The organism is Ruegeria profundi (genome assembly GCF_020171505.1).
Taxonomy (GTDB): Bacteria; Pseudomonadota; Alphaproteobacteria; order Rhodobacterales; family Rhodobacteraceae; genus Ruegeria; species Ruegeria profundi.
Window position 1 is genome coordinate 1 of sequence record NZ_JAIUZS010000009.1, and the last position, 18,183, is coordinate 18,183.

Annotated in this window: 16 protein-coding genes and 2 pseudogenes; 1 reads left to right on the forward strand and 17 read right to left on the reverse strand. The window is 53.2% G+C overall.

Annotation, left to right across the window (positions count from 1 at the left end; genetic code table 11):
- Positions 1 to 261 precede the first annotated feature (261 nt).
- From LCM21_RS17995 to LCM21_RS18040, 10 genes and pseudogenes are all read right to left on the reverse strand, one after another.
- The gene (locus LCM21_RS17995) at positions 262 to 948 is read right to left on the reverse strand and encodes a c-type cytochrome (protein WP_224891835.1); all 687 of its coding nucleotides are present in this window, start codon (positions 946 to 948) and stop codon (positions 262 to 264) included.
- 401 nt (positions 949 to 1,349) lie between these two features.
- On the reverse strand, positions 1,350 to 2,186 hold the full coding sequence (locus LCM21_RS18000) for a glutathione S-transferase family protein (RefSeq protein WP_224891836.1): 837 nt from the start codon (positions 2,184 to 2,186) through the stop codon (positions 1,350 to 1,352).
- A gap of 174 nt (positions 2,187 to 2,360) precedes the next feature.
- Positions 2,361 to 2,866: pseudogene (locus LCM21_RS18005) on the reverse strand (transposase); the annotation flags it as partial.
- Positions 2,867 to 3,028: 162 nt separating this feature from the next.
- On the reverse strand, positions 3,029 to 3,583 hold the full coding sequence (locus tag LCM21_RS18010) for a TadE/TadG family type IV pilus assembly protein (protein ID WP_082677592.1): 555 nt from the start codon (positions 3,581 to 3,583) through the stop codon (positions 3,029 to 3,031).
- A 4-nt stretch (positions 3,584 to 3,587) separates the two neighbouring features.
- Entirely contained in the window at positions 3,588 to 4,121 is a 534-nt protein-coding gene (locus LCM21_RS18015) for a TadE/TadG family type IV pilus assembly protein (RefSeq protein WP_224891837.1), read from the reverse strand.
- Positions 4,118 to 5,719, reverse strand: coding sequence for a TadE/TadG family type IV pilus assembly protein (locus LCM21_RS18020; RefSeq protein ID WP_224891838.1), 1,602 nt, complete (start codon positions 5,717 to 5,719; stop codon positions 4,118 to 4,120). Before LCM21_RS18020 ends, LCM21_RS18015 begins: the two co-directional genes overlap by 4 nt.
- Before the next feature lie 291 nt (positions 5,720 to 6,010).
- Positions 6,011 to 6,325 (reverse strand): annotated as a pseudogene (locus LCM21_RS18025) (DDE-type integrase/transposase/recombinase); the annotation flags it as partial.
- Positions 6,326 to 6,355: 30 nt separating this feature from the next.
- Positions 6,356 to 7,684: a sensor histidine kinase gene (locus LCM21_RS18030; RefSeq protein WP_224891839.1), complete on the reverse strand. Its 1,329-nt coding sequence runs from the start codon at positions 7,682 to 7,684 to the stop codon at positions 6,356 to 6,358.
- On the reverse strand, positions 7,684 to 8,343 hold the full coding sequence (locus tag LCM21_RS18035; RefSeq protein WP_224891840.1) for a response regulator transcription factor: 660 nt from the start codon (positions 8,341 to 8,343) through the stop codon (positions 7,684 to 7,686). Before LCM21_RS18035 ends, LCM21_RS18030 begins: the two co-directional genes overlap by 1 nt.
- A gap of 38 nt (positions 8,344 to 8,381) precedes the next feature.
- The gene (locus tag LCM21_RS18040) at positions 8,382 to 8,987 is read right to left on the reverse strand and encodes a PepSY domain-containing protein (RefSeq protein ID WP_224891841.1); all 606 of its coding nucleotides are present in this window, start codon (positions 8,985 to 8,987) and stop codon (positions 8,382 to 8,384) included.
- A 200-nt stretch (positions 8,988 to 9,187) separates the two neighbouring features.
- On the opposite strand from LCM21_RS18040, the gene LCM21_RS18045 reads away from it, so the two are divergent.
- Entirely contained in the window at positions 9,188 to 10,204 is a 1,017-nt protein-coding gene (locus tag LCM21_RS18045) for a hypothetical protein (protein ID WP_224891842.1), read from the forward strand.
- Positions 10,205 to 10,889: 685 nt separating this feature from the next.
- Here the strand turns inward: LCM21_RS18045 and LCM21_RS18050 are convergent.
- From LCM21_RS18050 to LCM21_RS18080, 7 genes are read right to left on the reverse strand one after another with little or no spacing between them, the layout of a single operon-like run.
- Positions 10,890 to 11,876 (reverse strand): type II secretion system F family protein, encoded by a 987-nt coding sequence (locus tag LCM21_RS18050; protein ID WP_224891843.1) that lies wholly within the window; start codon positions 11,874 to 11,876, stop codon positions 10,890 to 10,892.
- Between the two features lie 14 nt (positions 11,877 to 11,890).
- Positions 11,891 to 12,859 (reverse strand): type II secretion system F family protein, encoded by a 969-nt coding sequence (locus LCM21_RS18055; RefSeq protein WP_224891844.1) that lies wholly within the window; start codon positions 12,857 to 12,859, stop codon positions 11,891 to 11,893.
- Positions 12,856 to 14,247 carry a TadA family conjugal transfer-associated ATPase gene (locus LCM21_RS18060; RefSeq protein WP_224891845.1) on the reverse strand — a complete coding sequence of 464 codons (1,392 nt, stop codon included), beginning with the start codon at positions 14,245 to 14,247 and terminating at the stop codon, positions 12,856 to 12,858. Before LCM21_RS18060 ends, LCM21_RS18055 begins: the two co-directional genes overlap by 4 nt.
- Before the next feature lie 13 nt (positions 14,248 to 14,260).
- A complete protein-coding gene (locus LCM21_RS18065; RefSeq protein WP_224891846.1) occupies positions 14,261 to 15,490 on the reverse strand; it encodes a CpaE/TadZ family protein in 1,230 nt (409 codons plus the stop codon).
- Positions 15,487 to 16,131, reverse strand: coding sequence for a TadE/TadG family type IV pilus assembly protein (locus LCM21_RS18070; protein ID WP_082677585.1), 645 nt, complete (start codon positions 16,129 to 16,131; stop codon positions 15,487 to 15,489). Before LCM21_RS18070 ends, LCM21_RS18065 begins: the two co-directional genes overlap by 4 nt.
- Complete coding sequence (locus LCM21_RS18075) at positions 16,128 to 16,625, reverse strand: TadE/TadG family type IV pilus assembly protein (RefSeq protein WP_224891847.1); 498 nt, start codon at positions 16,623 to 16,625, stop codon at positions 16,128 to 16,130. Before LCM21_RS18075 ends, LCM21_RS18070 begins: the two co-directional genes overlap by 4 nt.
- Before the next feature lie 14 nt (positions 16,626 to 16,639).
- Complete coding sequence (locus LCM21_RS18080; protein ID WP_224891848.1) at positions 16,640 to 18,181, reverse strand: pilus assembly protein TadG-related protein; 1,542 nt, start codon at positions 18,179 to 18,181, stop codon at positions 16,640 to 16,642.
- Positions 18,182 to 18,183: the final 2 nt, after the last annotated feature.

Genomic DNA, 18,183 nt, shown 5'->3' on the forward strand with positions numbered 1-18,183 from the left:
GGAGAGCCCGGAAGCCCGGGCGGAGAAGGCGGCACGCGGCGACAGGTGCGTCGCTACACAGACAGTACCGCTCCGTTTGGGCCACAAGTCCAGTGGAATAATGGCCGCTTAACGCAGACAAGCCGTCATCTGATAAAAAGACTCGGATGACCGAGTCGAGCCCAAAGCGGACAGCAAGGTGTATTCCGTTCAGCGGCCTAGCAAGCCGAATGCAAAGCTGAGTTCGGGTGTGCTAGTCCTAGCGATTTTCCATAAGAAAAATTAAGGATTAGGTAGAGGAGGAATGGTGCGTAGATACATCACGATAGCCTCAAGGTCTTCGGGCGACATTGTTGCATAGTAGGCGTAACCCATCGGCGGTTGCATTTGTGTCCCGTCTGGGCGTTCACCCGAAACGATCATGGTTTTCAGCTCTTCATCCGTATATGCGACCAACCCATCTTCATGGCTCGTGATATTGGGAGCGACGGATACCCCCCACGGTCCATGGAACTCGAACCCTCCTGCACCAAGATGAGTTTCAAACATGGGACCTTTGGGTCCAAATGTTGTATGGCATTCCGTACAATGCGCGACTGGTCCGGCGAGGTATTCACCGTATTCGACAGTTGCGCCTGGCGGTGGTGCCGAAACGGTATCAATCGGTGGGCCGTAGTCAGGAGGAAGCGGAAAGCCATACGTTGAAACCGGCGTCTCATTTCCACTTTCAGGTATTGTTCTTAGAAACATAACCATAGACATGAGATCGTCATCACTCAGTCCGCGATACAAGCCGATTGGCATAGGCGGTCCGATGACTGTGCCATCCGGGCGGATACCTTCGCGTATCGCACGGGCGAGGTCCTCATCGCTCCAATCCACAATGCGACTACCCGGCGTTATATTGGCCGCCCAGGCTTCCATCATGTCGTTTTTTTCAACCATCATGCCGCCCAACTCGTTGGACATATCAGGTCCGTTTGGTCCTTGTGGTGTATGACAATTTCCACACGCCGCGGGTCCTCGGACGAGATATTCACCTCGTTCCAAACTTGGTTCGGCCATGACGGCAAACGGAAAAGAAATGGCAGAAATAGCTACAAGTAGTTTTTGCATGTTTTGTCCCCCCAAAAGTTGGGAGCGAACCGATCAACAAAGAAATAGTCCGTCTAGCGTCCCAACAATATCAAATCATACATTACTTTGAGCAAATCCAAAAACTCCGCCGTTCCACTGCGGTTTTGTTAGCGGCCCATCCCTTTGATCCGCAGGCAGAAAAGCGAACAGGAGAGCTTGCACTAAACTCCCAAAACGACTTGCGCAGGTCGGGTCTCCAACAATGACGAGTGTCAGTAGGGCTTTGGGCTTACTTAAATCTGGTTTATGTTGGATTGACCATGGCCCGCATTCGTAATCACCAAGCCAAGCTCCTCGTCTGAAGCCGATGCAGAATACTTGTCTCGCGGAGGCATGGGTCTGGTTTTCCAATGAGGTTCAAACGTGAAGCTAGAAACATTTCTACCCTCCGCTAGTGCGCCATTCCCAGCACCTAACGCGTAATCATAGTAAAGTTTTATAATCTCTTCTTCCGACACTTGATCGGTCGCCTCGTGGGCCATGCAAGCAGCCCTCCAATTATGGACCCGGGCGTACTCGTCGCTAATCGGAAGTTCGAAACCCTCATAGTAGTCAAGAAACCAGAACCGTTTGAAAACCGGCGTGAAAACCGCCTCGGCCAATCCAAAATCATCAAACAGGAATACACCATCCGGATTGTGTGTAAGCAAGAAGTCGTTGAGATCGCGGTATAGAGCAAGCAGCTTTTCTTTATGCGCGGCTATCTGCCCTTGGTCTTGGTTCATGACAAAGACATAGCCTGCCATTGTGAATGGGCCCTCCTTGGCGATCAACATCGACTCCACCGCGTGTTCGCCGGGGTCAGAGCGCCGTAGTTTCGGCCCCTGAAGCACTTCGTCAAGGTATCGTAGAATAACCAGGCTTTCCTTAATGATCTGACCTTCTGAAGTTTCAAGAACTGGGAGAGCGGTTGTTCCTCTTGTTTTTCTTAGGAGCTCCGGATCGCGGGGTTTCGTGATGTCAACAACGCGGAATTCGACAGCATCTTGCAGACCTCGCAGCGCCAACAGGATCTCAAGGCGCTGAGAGAAGGGACAAACAGGGATATGATAGACGATATGCTTTGTCATTTTGCTTAATCCAGTGGGTAGCCGATGAAGGTCATTTCGGGTTGCTGCCAGAATAGGCTAAGGATTGTTGGACACAAAGAAAAACACAGAAATGTCCGCTTTGCAGACATTCACCCGGACCAAACGTCCCGCAGTATTGCGAGTGGCAGCTAAGTCCGCATCTCGGACATCCGCCCCGGTTTTCCAGCTTTGACAGCCTTTGGTCTTGACGGTGTGGTGGCGGACGGCGGCAAAGGTGCTCTCGATTGGGATGATCGTTCTGATTTGCTTCGAGTGTTCGGCGGTAAAACCGTAGTAGGCGAGCAGGACGTCTCGGTCGTCGACCAGCTTGGCCGCTACCTTATCGTGTTTCGCCCCACAGGGCTCGACGAAGAAAAATCGAAGGCCGCGTCCGCCTTCGTCCCGGCTTGCCAGATGTCGTGCATGTGGCCCTTGACTTTAGACTGCGCCGATTTTGGCATCTCTGTAAGCAGGGTCCCGGTTTTGTGGACCCAACAGCGTTGTTCACGCGCGCTGCCTAAAAATTCCCGAAAGGGCGCCCATGATCCCAAGGCGCCATAGCAAATGGCAAGATCGGGCGCATGGGCCTTGCTGCGCCACGTGAGGTCGAGCAGCAACTCACGCCAGAATTGGGTGCTCTCCCGAAAGCCGTAAGTAATTTTTGAAAGCTGGTGATGGCCCTGAGGGGCGACATATCATGGCGTTGTTCACGCGCCGCAATTCTCTGCTGAGAAAAGGATATGCCACATGTCAGAGCCTACCATCACCCAGCTTTAACTCTGTGGGAGCCTCGTGACAGCCTCTTTTGGCAGAGCGACGCCTTTCACCAACGGCAAACCGCCTTAGACGTTACCTTTAATGTTATTTGCAAAGCGCGGTCGGGCGACAACGAAGTTTTTCAGTTCGATGTTGCCCAAGCCAACTTTAAAGGGTGGGACAAACGTATTGGACGTCTCAACCAGGATCAGAGTATTCTGATCTGACATCAGGGGCAGAGCATCCCGATATTGCAAAATATTGGCGTTCGTCAATTTCTCGGTATACCCACCGCGTATTGCTGACCAATTCACCGTGTGGCTGTCGGACGCCTCATCGTATAAAACCAACGATACTCGGAATTTCAGATCAGACTGATTGGTCACGATCAAACTGAACATTTCTTCCATAGTGTCAATGTAAACGCTGTTGATTTCCCTAGTTTCGCGGGAAATTATGTCGCCAATCGTATGGGTCGCTTTTATGTTCAAAGAACTCTGCCTGTAGGCTTCGAAAAACGTATACCCTGCAAGAATAGTCCAAAAAAGCATTGGGGTAATGAGGACTGCCTCGAGAGAAATTGAGCCCTCTTCTTTTGCTTGGAAACGTTTTAGGCCATTGGTCAGAATTCGCTTAATCATGATACTAACTCGGCTCTTGTACAAAGACAGTTGTAGCGGTCAGGGCGTACTGGCCTTCCTCGTTGACCAGAGCCTTGCCCATTGCGGATGTTGGGAAAACGGGGTTGATCTTGGCGCAGGCTCGAAGAACCATCAACTCGTTCTCTAGGCCGTTTTGGAAAGTCCGCACCGGGCGAGCCACTTCGGAGAGGTCAGTGCAATCAGGATTGGTGGGCACTGTCATAGCGGCAAAAGGATCCTGTCGGATCATCTCCAGCCGCATGTTGGCTTCGCAATTGCTGATAAAACCGGCGCGGCTGCAAATAAGAGCCTTGATGTCGTCGTGTTGTGGATTAGCACCGGTGTTCAGGCGAATGTCGCGCACGGTCAGGTCAACGGCGCGCTCAAGCTGCGCGTGTTTCAATGTTACCAAGCCAAGCTCTAGCCCCGAAAGAACCAACAACATGATCGCTGGGAAGACGATAGCAAACTCAACGGTCGGGTTTCCGTCCTCTTGGCGGCGGAACCTGTTCAAAGCGGAAATCAACCTACGCATCATTGTGTCAACCTCAGCATACGGACGGAGGACGCGATCGAAGTAAAGGCGTTTTTGAGCTCAGGGGCCGATGCTTCATAGTAATGGCTTGCGGAGCTTGCGCAGTTTTGCAGTACCTTTTGGCCATTCACCGGGGCATCGACGCTGACACCAAAAACAATCACCCCTTGATCCTTGGCGGCCTTGCATACGTGTTTGGTGCGCTGATCCTTGGCGACCGCATTTTTCTTGCTGAATGCCTTGCCTTCCCACTGACCATAGGCGCTTGGCGAATGGGTGAAGATGTTGTTTTCGATGTGTTCCAAAGACACCATGTTCAGCAGTTCAACGTAGGACAATTGTACTGCTTTGCCGGGTTCGTCTTCTGTCACGCACGTACTCTCGCTTTTACCCGTGCAACGCGTGTCTCCATTTCCGTAAGGGTGGTCCTGCCAGCTATTGTCGTGCGGCCACCAGTAGTTGGGGTTGCCGTTCGACTGGTAGACCGAGAAACGATCAGTTTCCGCGTTGTACCAGATATCTGACATAGTGGTGCGCATCGACGGGTTAAGCATGTGCTGGTCAGTATTGTCCCCATCGGAAACAAGGATCAGAACCTTCAGGACGTCGCCATTATAAGCCACGGGGCGGTCCCTGAATGTATCCGGCACGATATTGTCGATGGTGGCGAGGGCATTGATGACCGGACGTGTGCCCGGGTCCAGCAGGACAAGGCCCCAATTCGCGCCATTGTCCAGGCCCGAGTCCTCATCCGCCACTGGATTGCTGAGCTTGGTGAGGCCGTCTACGTAGTTATGAAGCACCGTTTTATCGTTTTGAAACGGCAGGATCGCCGATCCGGGGCGGATTGGGCAGACGGGATGTTCAATCGGCTCTTTTGTCTCGGTGTAAGGGTCAAAATGAGCCGTTTGTTCCAGCACTCTCGTCAGTGAAAGTTCAGGCTGGCTGAATTCGTTATCAATAAAGTTGACACAGTGCGAGTGGTTATGGAAACGGTCCAGATTATAGTATTTCAGCAGATCCGCGCCAGCGTTGACCTGGCTGGAATACGGGATCAGTGAAAATGAAATCTCGTTGCTCCAAGTCCCGTTTTTCGTTCCAATCTGCGTGATGATGCTTTTCGTAGCCTCTTTCAATGCTGGCAGATCAATCGAGGTCGAGACGTCCGTGACTATTGAGATTTCGGCCAAACCAACGCTTTCCTCAGCCGTGCTAGCCGCGGGTGCGGTCATTGTATCGACGCCAGAAAGGTGCATGAATTGGGTCGGCAACTCGGAAATGGCAGTTGCCGACACCTCGCGATAACCTGCGCTGTTGACCACATTGATGCTGGTCACATTTTCCAAAAGGCCCTTCTTTTCCAGATATGAACGAACGACGGATTTTGGCTCGGCTTTTTGATCAAGGTCCGCAGCGGCCAGAACAGCCCGGTCCAGTGTGTACTGCAAGTTTGTGCGTTCGTTCTCAAAACGCATGTAATCCACGCCAATACCCACAGTGGCGACCATGATCAAAAACATGAAGAGGGCAAAAATGGTAAGTGAACCGCTCTCGTCACGACCAAACTGCGGTGTACCTTTCGGGGGCAAAAAATCTAGCATGGCGCTCTCCGGCTAGCATCCAAGTTTCGAAGACACCTTAGGAAAGAATTTCGTTATTTTTTGGGAAATGATTGGGCGACAAAATTACTGAAAATGAACCAAATGTTAACGCAAGATGAACAATCTTGAGTTCGCTAAGCGCAATTGCCAAGTTGTCTTCTACAACCACTGAAATATTGGCACAGACTGGTTCATACTGCCACCCCGGCAGCGTAGTTGGCCCAGAGGTTAAACGCATAGTTGCGGACGTGGTGGTTGGTGAGTTGATAACGGCGGGGGCGGCAGAAAGATATAGCTGCGTAATTCATCTGTGATGACGACCCTTGGTTCGCCAAACTGTGAAACCAGTCTTTGGTGCAACCGCTTTGCCGCTTTTGTATTCCTGCGCGTTTGCAAGGGAATATCGAGAACGTCTCCATTTACGTCGATCGCCCGCCACAGCCAGTGTTTCTTGTAAGGAATCACTACTTCATCCAGGCACCACCTGTCGATCGGTCGCGGCCGATCCCGGCACAGGCAGTCCGAGAAATGATGTCCAAATCGATTGACCAGCAGCCGGATTGCTTTCCGAATGACCATCACACCCTGCGCTGCCAAAAGGTCTCGCAAGCTCTGAAAAGCTAATTTCGCGCTTCTTCAGGTCGAGATTTCAACCCGGCATTCCAACCCGCCCAGCGACGCGGATGTTCGTAGATCCAAGCGGGCGCCATAGGCAGCAAGCAGATCGACTGCAATTGCCAATCCCAAACCGCTGCCTGTGACAGAGGTGTCTAACCGCCCCCCGGATCGAAGGGCCTCGCGGTGAGCGTGTAGCGGTATTCCGGGGCCGTCATCCTCGATACGGATTTGGATGTGATCTTGTCTACGGTTGGCTTTCAGGCGTACTGACCGTCTGCTCCACTTGACTGCGTTATCGAGCAAGTTGCCAAGAACTTCTTCGATGTCCTGTGCGTCCATGCGCACCCAGAGATCGGGGTCTCGGTTGATTTCCAGCGTCTTTCCTTCGCGATCCGCTATCGTAGTAAACAAGCGAGCCAATCGATCGATGGAATTTGACAGATCGGTTCGGGAATGAGTCAGGTCCGCGGTGTGCAGCGCCCGCAGCCTGGCCAGTGACCGGCTCAGCTGAGCGTCAATCCGATCCAGTGCTTCCTGTGCGATATCGGTCGCAGCTCCGGCCTCGGACAGGGTAACCAGTTCGTTACGCAAAATGGCGGCGGGGGTTTTGAGTGCATGTGCCAGATCCGCCGCCTGTCGGCGCGACCCCGCCACTATGTCGCGGTTTCGACGCAAAAGCTTGTTCAAGTCATCAACTAAGGGAGAAACCTCTTCAGGATAGTCACCCGGTTCGAGGTCGTCGTCCCGATCCCAGCGATGCGCCACATCGCTGCGAAGCCTCTGCAGCGGACCGAGGATGAACGACATCAGGAGCAGCGATCCGGCCACTCCAATCAGACCAACAAGGGCAAACACAGGCAACAGGCTTTTCTGCGCAGCACGACGCTCGGCCACAAGCTGCGCCCGACTTTCGGCGACGCTGACACCCCAGACCGTACCGTCTTCGTAGGTGATCTTTTGAAAGGCGCTGCGCAGGGTTTCATTTTCCGGCCCTTGTGTGTTCCAGAGCGTCTGTACATCCGGGCTGCCGTGTGGTTCGGCGATGATCCCGTCAAACAGCGACGCCGAAGTATAAATCTCTCCGTCGTCACTGCTGACCTGCCAATACCGCCCTGAATAGGGCGTGCCGTAGGCCGGGTCGAACATTAGATCGCGCAGTGCATCGGGGTTCTGAGTGGTGACGCTCAGTCCCACCACCAGCTGCGTATGGCGGTCGCGCAAAGCGGTGTCGAACCGGTCCGAGACCCGGTCATTGATATAGGAGAACACTGCAAGTGTGCCCAGAGTCACAGACACGGCACCGGATGCGATCCCTCCCAGCAGTGCCCGTTGACGCAGTGACAACATCAGGCTGAATCAATCATATATCCACGGCCCCGAACCGTTTTGATCAGGTCGGAGCCCAGCTTTTTGCGCAGGCGGTTTATGAAGACGGCAATAGTGTTTGAATCCCGGTCGCCATCGTATTCGTAGATATGTTCGGACAGCTCGGTTCTCGAGATCAGGCGCCCAGTATTGTGGACCAGGTAGGTCAACACGGCAATTTCCTGCGCTGTTAGGTCGACCGGCACGCCATCGACCGTAACCCGCCCGTTGCGGGTGTCCAGAGTGACGCGTCCCATTTCGATTACCGGATTCATCTGCCCGCTTTGCCGCCGCAGAATGGCGCGAACGCGCGCAGCCAACTCGGACATGTGGAACGGTTTGGTCATATAATCATCAGCTCCGGCATCCAGACCATCAACCCTTTCGCTCCAACCATCGCGAGCCGTAAGGATCAAGACCGGAGTCTGGACCCCGGAGTCGCGCCATTCACGCAGAACCGATACACCATCGCGCTCAGGCAGGCCGATATCCAGAATGATCATGTCGTAGGGTTCGGTCGCACCCAGATGCAGAGCTTCGAGCCCGTTATGGACAACATCCACCACCCTGCCTTCGGCGTTCAGAAGCTTTTTGATCTGATCGCAGAGGTGTGGTTCATCTTCTGCCAGTAGAATTCTCATACTCTGGAGTTATAAGCGCGTGGATGGTTGTTTAACCATCACTTTTTGCCACCGCCCTTACCGCCGGAATTGCCACCGCCGTTGCCGCCGGAATTGCCACCGCCGTTGCCGCCGGAGTTGCCACCGCCGTTGCCGCCGGAATTGCCACCGCCATTGCCGCCAGAGTTGCCACCGCCATTGCCGCCAGAGTTGCCACCGCCATTGCCGCCAGAGTTGCCACCGCCGTTGCCGCCGGAATTTCCTTTGTTTCCGCTGTTGCCCTGATTTGCGGATTTCCCCCGCGAATTGGCATTGACAGAGTTATCAGAAGCGGATCGCGCTGCTTCGGAAATTTGCCGCCCGACGCTGGACCGGTTCGAAACGACCACACCGGTCTGGGCGTTGACGATAACACTGATGATTTTACCGTTCGGTTTCTTGACCAGAATGCGATAATACAACTTGTCAGCCTGAAAGGCGCGCGCGTCTACCGGCGTTCCGCCAAAGACCTTTTCAACACCTTTTATGACTTTGTTTAACCGGATGGCGCTACCGGAGGTTGTCGCCTTGCGTAGTTCGGACTGCTTCAACTCACGCGCGGCGGCTTGCCCCTCACCTGGTTGGAGAAAGGCAAAAAGGAACGCAAGGACAATGAGCTTTTTCATCCCGATCAGTCTTTACTACATAAATGCCTGTCTAATCTACCAATTTGAATGTGAACCTGTGATGAACAGCCAGTTACGTGTGCGTTCAATGATGATGGGTTTAGATCGGTGCGTTGGATTCTGTTTCCGACGCCGGGTTTCCGTGTCAGCTGATTTTACATCGCGGCGACAGAAGAACTTGCAAGCGATCGAGGACCATTATGAAAACCAAATCGACTGGACTGTTGAAAGCGACCGCCATTGCCATTGCCCTGTTGGGTTCCACCGCGATTGTCGGCACGATCGCATTTCCAGATGCCGCATACGCGAAGGAAGGCAAGGGAAACGGTGGCGGGAAGGGTAATGGTGGTGGAAACGGCAAAGGCGGAGGCAACGACGGTGCCGGGAAAGGTAAAGGCAAAGGCGGCGAACCCGGCGCGTCCAAGAACGACGGCAAGAAAGCAGCCGGAAAATTGGGCCGCAAATCTTCCACCGCAGGTGGTACAAAGTCAAAGTCCTCTAAAGAAAAAACGTTTTCTTTGAAGAACCTGTTTGGCGGCAAGAAAACCAAGAAGAAGACCAAAACCGTGCGCGTGGCGCGCACGGCCCAGCCAAAGCCTGAGGTGACCAAAAAGACCCGCCCGGCCATGCGCCCAACAGGGAATAAAATGGCCTCTTTGTTGGGTGCCCACCCCTCAGAACTAGGGGCGCTGAATGCTGCCAACGCTAGCGAAAACGCCTTGAAGAATGCCGCGCCGAATTCCCGCGTTGGCCGCATCGCCGCCTATCGAGATGCGGTCTTAGCCGGGGATGAGTTGCGCATGGAGCTAGAAGAAAAGCAGGCCTTGCTTGATGGAATGACGCCGCCGGACCGGCCAGTTTCCGAAATTGAACAAGATCTCGAAGCGGCTCTGACAGATGTCCAGGAGAAGCAGGATCGCGTGACCGAACTGGAGGACGCTCTTGCCGATGCCGGAGGGACAGACCCCGATATTGAAGCAGAGCTTCAGACCGCCAATGACGAGTTGCAGGAAGCTGTCGATGCGGCAGATGATCTGAATGCAGAAAGACAAGCTGCGATTGATTACGACGATGCCGCAGCAGAAATCGACGAATTGGCCGAAGCTGTCGAAAACCAGCCGCAGATTGAGCGCGAAGCACTGGAAAACGCAGCTAACAAACCGGTGACCGATGAAGTCGAGGCCGCTGTAAAATCCATGCTGGGCCTCGATAGCTGATCGTCTTTGACAAATGAAACATTGAGGTAAACATGTTAGGCCAGTCATGTGATCCTGCACGAGAAGACGAAAGATATCCTGAAGTCTATCGGCAACATTGAAAGCTTTGCGCGAGAGGTTTTAAACCCTACTTTGCTTGGCTCGACGGGTATTCAGATCAACGAGTTGAAAGGAGAGGTTGCGAATCTGCTATCCCCCCTAGGCAGTGATCTCGTATTGCTACGTTTCAACGGATTGTTTCAAGAGATCCGGTTGACCGCTCTTCGAAGTCAGCCCGCCTTACGTTGCCAAGATAGGGGCGCTGATGCAGCCTCTGCTTCTATGATGAAGACACTGAGAGAAGCACCGGAAAGAAAGAGCTTACCATCCACAGCCTGAGCCACAGATTCAAAGATACCGCCCGCCAGCCCCGGAACCGTTCGCCCCGATGAACCCAAGGCGGGTCATTCACTATCAACTTAGAAGGACCACTCCGGTGGGGTTGATCACTCCCGTTTCCTGATCATTACGGTGGACCAATTCAGTCGGGCACGCTCAGAAACATGGTTTCTCGGCAAGACAAATGATCTCGGACAGGTTTAAAGTACTTGGTTGTCGATCGTTTAGTCACGAACATAGGCCACGAAAGCCTCCTGCCAGCCTCAACGCTACTTTTCTAACTGGTCCCGATAGTTTTCTTCGCACATCAACCATACATGTTGATCCAACGGATTAACATTGGCGCCAGACAAACCATTAGTAGAACAGGCATCATGCACAGAGCCATGACGCCGGACATTTGAACCGGAAGGCGGTTGGCCTTTTCCTGAGCTCGAAGCTCGCGGTCCTGGCGCATTTCGGTTGCAAAAGTGCGTAGCGATACCGAGACACTGGTCCCGTACTGATTGGACTGCAGGAGCGCGTTTGCGAAGGAGTGCACCTCTTCAATGCCTACGCGATCCGCCATATCCATGAACGCGGCTTGACGCTCCTTGCCTGCCTGAAGCTCTAGTTGAAGAATGGTGAACTCTTGCGAAATTTCCGGTGCTGCTCGGGCCATTTCATGCGACACACGCACCATGGCAGCGTCAAAGCCCAATCCCGCCTCGATCGCGACCTGCAACAAATCGAGCGCATTCGGAAGGCTGTGTTCGATCGCCCGACGCCGCTTTTTTATCCGGTACCGCAGCCAAATGGCAGGTCCATAAAAGCCGGCCACCATCAAAGCTGTGACAATCTGCAGCGCATTAACCCATGTGATGCCCTGCAGTAAATTGGCAATGCGTAACTGTACCTGCGTTTCAAGCGGTAGCGCGAGAGCGATTACAAAAGCGGCTGGCAGCAAGAAACCCAATACCACCCTAAACAAATAGAACGAGCGAATGGCAAATTTACCCTGAATTCCGGCTTGTTTTAGTTGCCTGCCAATTTTGGAGCGCTCACGCTTGGAAGCAGGGATGAATGCCTTAAGCAACCCATGCGGATCGCTGTTATCCCCCTGGATGAGGTCAAAATCCGCGCCATGCCCGCCGGCCACAGAACCGACACGCATCCGGCGAGCCGCAGTGTTGTCGCTTGCGGTCATCCCTGAGATGCCCATAACCACAAAGAATATGCTCACGGCGATACCGGCCAGCAATAGATACTGCTGAGGAAGATCTTGGTCGCCCAGAATGTCTTGAATGAATTCCATATCTCCGCTCCAGATTAGAACTTGAAACTAACGAGCCGTCTGAGAATGAGCCCTTGTATTACAGTCAGACCGATGATCGCGCCTGCAAAGTATGGGAACAACGGATCGCTTTGAATATCGCCGTAGAATGATGGCGTAGTCAGATGGATCGAAAGGAAGATGAATACCGGCAGAAACGTCAGAATAAGACTACTCAGCCGGCCCTCGGCAGAAATTGCCTTGATTTTCTTCTGCATGGTTTGCCGGTCTCTGATCACCTGAGACAGAATGTTCAGAATGCGGGCAAGATTGCCGCCGGTTCCATGCTGAATCCCGATGCTGACAGCCAGGTAATTGGCATCTTCGGTTCCAACGCGTTTCGCAAAGTCCCGAAACGCCGTTGCGACATCGTCGCCATAGTTGATCTGGTCTTGGATGACTCCAAACTCCGAGCCAATTGGATCCGGCAGATCGGTCGCCACATTTCCGACCGTAACAGCGACGGGATGACCTACTTTTAGGCCGCGGGCCATCAGATCTAAGGCATCTGGCAGCTGTTTGGTCAGCTTTTCGGCTCTGGCGTCTTTTATTGCCACTAACACAATTACTGGAAATGCAACGGCCACAGTGATGCTCAGAACCAACGCCAGTCCCGGTGAGATAAAGCGGGAAGCGGCAACAAAGATTACAGCTGCAAATAAGGCAATGGCAAACAGAACCGGCACTGGTCCGATCGTTAAGCCAGCCTGAGCCAGCAGGCGACGAAGCCGGGCGATCAGCCCGAGTCTTTCGCCAGAAACCATCATTGCTGGGTCACGCAACAATTGCAGAACCTCATCGGTAGAAGCGCCGCCCTGGATCATTTTCATGCGGCGGTTTCTGGCCTCGTTAGAGGATTCCCCGCGCAAAAGAAATTGCGCCACGCCCTCGTAAACCAATAGAATGCCTAGGAAAATCGAAATGTACAGCAGAATGTTCAGTGTATTTGGCTGTAGGTCTATCATGATGACGGTGCCTTATGAATAAACATGTTGGTATCCACATCGACCCCCGCGGCGATCAATTGGTCAAAGCACTTTGGTCGTATACCCGTTGGCATAAACTCTCCTAGGATTTTACCGTCCTCGGACTTGCCACGGCGCTTGAAGACGAAAATATCCTGCATGGTGATCGTTTCATCTTCCATGCCGGTGATTTCCGAAATGCTGACGACCCTGCGGGTGCCGTCGCTTAGGCGGGTGAGTTGGAGCACAACCTGTATGGCTGAAGCGATCTGAGAGCGGATAGTTCTCATAGGCAAGTCAGCGCCAAGCATTGTGACCATCTGTTCGACCCGGCTTAACGCATCACGCGCCGAGTTTGCGTGAACGGTCGTCATCGACCCATCATGGCCTGTATTCATGGCCTGAAGCATGTCAAAACATTCCGAACCACGAACCTCCCCGACGATGATGCGGTCAGGGCGCATCCTCAGTGCGTTGCGGACCAAGTCGCGTTGCGTGATAACACCTTGCCCTTCCGAATTCGGCGGGCGGGTTTCCAGGCGAACGACATGGCGTTGCTGAAGCTGTAGTTCGGCTGCATCCTCGATGGTCACAATACGCTGCTTGCCATCAATAAATGAAGACACTGCGTTCAGCATGGTTGTTTTACCGGAGCCGGTTCCACCAGAAATGAGAATGTTCAACCTTGCTTCAACGAGGGCTTCAAGGAGTCTTGCCGCCTGATCATTCATGCTTTCCTGTTCAACAAGCTTCTCAACTGTCAGTGGATTACGAGAAAACTTGCGAATTGACAGAGCTGGTCCATCGACGGAACAGGGCCGAATGATTGCATTGACACGGCTGCCGTCTTCCAAGCGTGCATCAACCCAAGGCTGAGACTCGTCAATGCGCCGGCCGACTTTACTGACGATCTTGTCGATAATTCGCAGAAGATGACGTTCGTCACGAAAACGGACAGTGGACTCCTCGAGAAGTCCAAAGCGTTCGACATAAACTTGGTCATACGAATTTACGAGAATATCGTTGATGGTTGGGTCTTCCAGCAAAGGCTCCAGTGGCCCTAGTCCCATAACTTCGTGGATGAGCTCATCTACCAGACCCGTGAAAGCTTCGGACCGCATATGCAGCTTTTCAGCCTCGATCAAACCAGTCACCAGAGAGGCAATTTGGCGTTTCAGTTCCGACCGCTCGACCTTGTCGATAACCGAAAGATTGAGCCGGTCCAGAAGTTCACCGTGTAAGCGGCTCTTGAGTTCCAGATGCGCCTGCAGATCAGTGTCTACAGGCTCGGCGACCTCTTTTGACTTGAGGGGCATTTCAATTGGCCGTTCCAGTGTCAGGACATTCGACTTGGAAGCGGTCTTACGTGATCTGAATTCGTTGAACACAACAATCTCCTTATTATGCTTTTTTCGTTGCCAATGACTGTGCATCCACCGACATGACAGCGGCCAGTTTTGCCAAGGCTTTTCCAAGATCCGATTGCGGTTTCATATCAACAACCGGCCTTCCAAAATCCACGGAATTGCGGGCGACTTTTGGATTGTCCGGCAACCAGTGTTTAAGGCTTGTCTCCAATACCTTTTCCGCTTCGCGCACATGCGAAGTTTTGATCAACGTATTCCGCTCTCGGTTGACGACGACTTCAACCGAAAGACCGACATTTACCTCGCGGTAGAAGTCGATCAACCGACGAGCCTGCCGCACGCACGGAACGGTGGTATCTGTGACTAATGCCAACTGGGAGGCTTGTTTGAAAATGGGTTCAACCCAGTCAACCACTGCACAGGGAAGATCAATGACAACATAGTCATAACGCCTTTGCAGCAGGTCCAGCATGCCCTTGATTACATCGGACCGCATCGATTGAAGAGGCACCATTGGAGCCGGTGCGCACAAGACATCCACGCCGAGCGCGTGCTCTTGCAAGATCGAAGATAGAAAGTGGTCGTCCGGAACTTCTGAGTTTTCAATAAGTTGCAGGAAGCCGCCGTTGTCCTCGATATCAAGAAATACGTTCGAGTTTCCGAACTGAATGTCAAAATCCAAAAGTGCGACACGGTTTTTTGCTGACTTCCTGAAGAAAGACCTCTTTCCGCCAACCAGTGAGCAAGCCAAGTTAACTGCAACGGTTGAAGCGCCGACACCACCACGCGATTTCGCCACCGGGATCACCTTGCCCAATGCCGCAACGCCACCCACGAAATTTGTCTGCGAAACCCTGCGTGCGCTGATTTTTTCACCAACGGCAGCTTTCAGGCCTTCGCCATCAATCGACAGCGGGAGGACTTCGTCGATTCCGATCTTGCGTAACTCACGGGCCTTGGAGATCGAGAGGTCATTCTGTGTCAGCGCCACGAACAACGTGTCGTCATCGCGATGTGCCAGCACGTCTTCAATGGCCTGTACTTCACCGGTGTCATCGGGGTCGATTTCGAAGATCACCACGTCATGTTTGAACGCAATTTGAAGGGCGGTTCCATTCAACGCCCGGAACGTGGTCGTGTTTTCAGTGACTTTGTTCTCGTATTCCGAAGGAAAGGCTTCCTCCACCATCCGAGTGACGGCTTCGTTTTCTGTAACAAGCATAATCGCTTGTGATTTTATCGCGGAAACGTTTTGATCCTTCATCCTGACTCTCCTATTGCAAGGTCTTCAGCAGGCAACGAAACACTGAAATTCGAGTATCCGACTGTCGAAGAAATTGTACTGTTTGTCGCGCCTGCAGCATTTGCCAGCGCGCCCAGTGGTGAGACGAACTGAAAATCATCCAAGTTCAATTCGACTGTGACAACGGGTGTGTAAGGGCCACCCAGGAAACCCAAGTTTGAATTGAAGTCATAGTGAAACTGCAGATTGTTAATTGTGGCGCTCGGCGGCAATAAAGGACTGATGCGCGTCCAGATTTCCGAGGCCGTAGGGTTGGACGCATCACCAGCGCATGGTGGTGTTTGCGGGTCGTCGCAAACACCGGCAGAGGCGCTGCAGGACGTGCCAAAACGTGGTGACGACGGAGATGTACCGCGCTGGTGCGTTGCAGGAACTCCGGGACAGGCAGGCGGTCGCACAATCGCGATACGCGTAGCAAGTTGCGAGGCTTTCTGGGCGTTCACAACGCTGTAAGAAAGCCGACCGAAGTCCAGCAATGACATAAAGAGGAAAAGAAACAGCGAAACGATCAGGGCGAACTCGACAAGAACACCACCGTCTTGCCTAACAAAGAAGTCCATCACGCGGCGCGAAAACGCGTTGATATGCAGCATAGTCTTCATTGTCCAAATATCCGCGATGTGTCCGAGACATCGGTCGTCACTGATGACAAACCGTCCCCAAAGAGCGACAGGATACTGCCCAAAGGAAATTGAACAGTGATATTGGCGCTGACCGTTCCAACTGGGGCTGGGTTCACTCGATAGGCTCCGGAAACGCAGGACAGGCTGGGTGTCACCGAATTGACGGTGATGCTAGCCGGAAACAGGATGCTGGCGTCTTTGTCATCCTCGACGATGTCCTTCAAAGTTGTGGCCAACCCTGCGACTGACCCGCCAGAAGTGCAAATATCTACGGGCGTAACTCTGGACAAATAGCGGTTTGCATCCCGAACGCCTGCGATGACTGACTGGTAGGACCACATCAGATGCGCGGCTTCTACCGTTGCGGCGAAGAGCAGCAGCATGAACGGCATGACGAGGCCAAATTCTACAATGACCGCTCCATCGTCATTTCTTGCGAAGCGTTTGAAAGGGGCTGTCAGACGGTTTTTCATGATCTTTGGCCCCCTCACCGATACAGCTGCACAACGTCGCGAAAGATACCGCCGAACCCGTTGCCACCGCTGCCGACGCCAGCGACGTCTGGAAAGCCAACAATTTCGCCATGGATATCAAAGCTGGGAGGGGACGCACCGTCGTCGCCTACCGGTTCGGTCAAGAAAAGCGAGACGAATTTCGTGACCGGCACACCCGTAGTCCTTCCAGAAACGGGGTTTTGGGTGCAATCTATACCGGCTGCGTTTACGATACGCCGCGCTGGATTGGTGGACATTTGGTTCGAACAGATTGGTCGACCGGTTTCCGCAAGCGTAGGGTCGAGGATCGAATTTGCGTTCGGCGCAGAATGCGGATTGGTATTGCCGTACGCGATTTCCCTAAGGTACATTCCGTACCGCGTACCTGCAAAGACCGTATCTGGTCCACTGAGGGCCGGCAGATGAGCGTCGCTGCCGATTCCATCCGCAACACCGTCAGCCAGGTCATGATTGCGATTTATATAGCCTGTGCGATCCCAAGTGCCGTCACCGAAACGGTTGTTACCACCGCAGGTGCCCGCGGCCATGCAGGTATCGCGGCCAAGGGCCGTAGTGTCAGGAGTAACCTCCTCGCTCCCTTGAATGCAGGAACCACCACCGCTCTTCCGTATTCCTTTGATGACATTCGGCGCCGGCGCGTACAATGGCTTGTTTTTTTCACCGTTAAGCGTGGAGCGATAAATATCAAACCGAACATTAAAAGCAGCGTTAGTGATACCAACTTTCTGCCCAGGTTCTGTATTCAGGCCATTGGTCAGAACGCATTGAGTAATGTTTTCCTGTGCAGCGATAAGGCAGGCCAATTTGTTGCCACCTTCATTCGCACAGGCACCACTTTGAAGATCTCCAAAGCTATCAAGATCAATAAACCCGAAATTACCCGCACCCCATGCGGTATTGTTACCACCGCTGCGGAGCAGAATTTGGTCGCCCACAGTCAGAGTCGTCTCCCAATCGGGCGGTAGGCAAAACATCAAGGGCGAGATATCACAGGCAGCTTTTGTGTATCCGGCTACAGCCTCGGCTGAAATACTGACGGGTGTAATTCCGCCTCCACCCAGAATTTTATCCAGAGCTGACGCCAGACTCACGGTGACAGACTTCGGTGTCAACACGACCTGCGCAAACTTTGCTTCGCGTGGGTTCGTCGTGATATCTGCACCCAACGGCGTCAAATCCGAAGCGGGAAGAGCCGAGTGAAAGGTAAGGGTGTAATCCGCAGATCCTGACAGCGTATTGGATCCGTTGGCGAAGGTTTGACTGTCGCTGATCAGGTTGGCCGCGGCACCCGTTGCGCGAGTGATAGCATCCGGCTGCCCGTCCAACTCACCAGCCGCGGCAAGAGCCACACTATCTGCGAACGATTGAAGCTCGGAATGGGTTGCGCTCAACCGGCCCACATCCAGTGTGATCGCAAAGAAGCCAAGAAACGCTACCAACGCGGTGCCCCAGAGGATCGCAACCGTTCCACGCTCGTCCTTACGAAAGATTGATATGTTGGCTTTCAGATGCATGG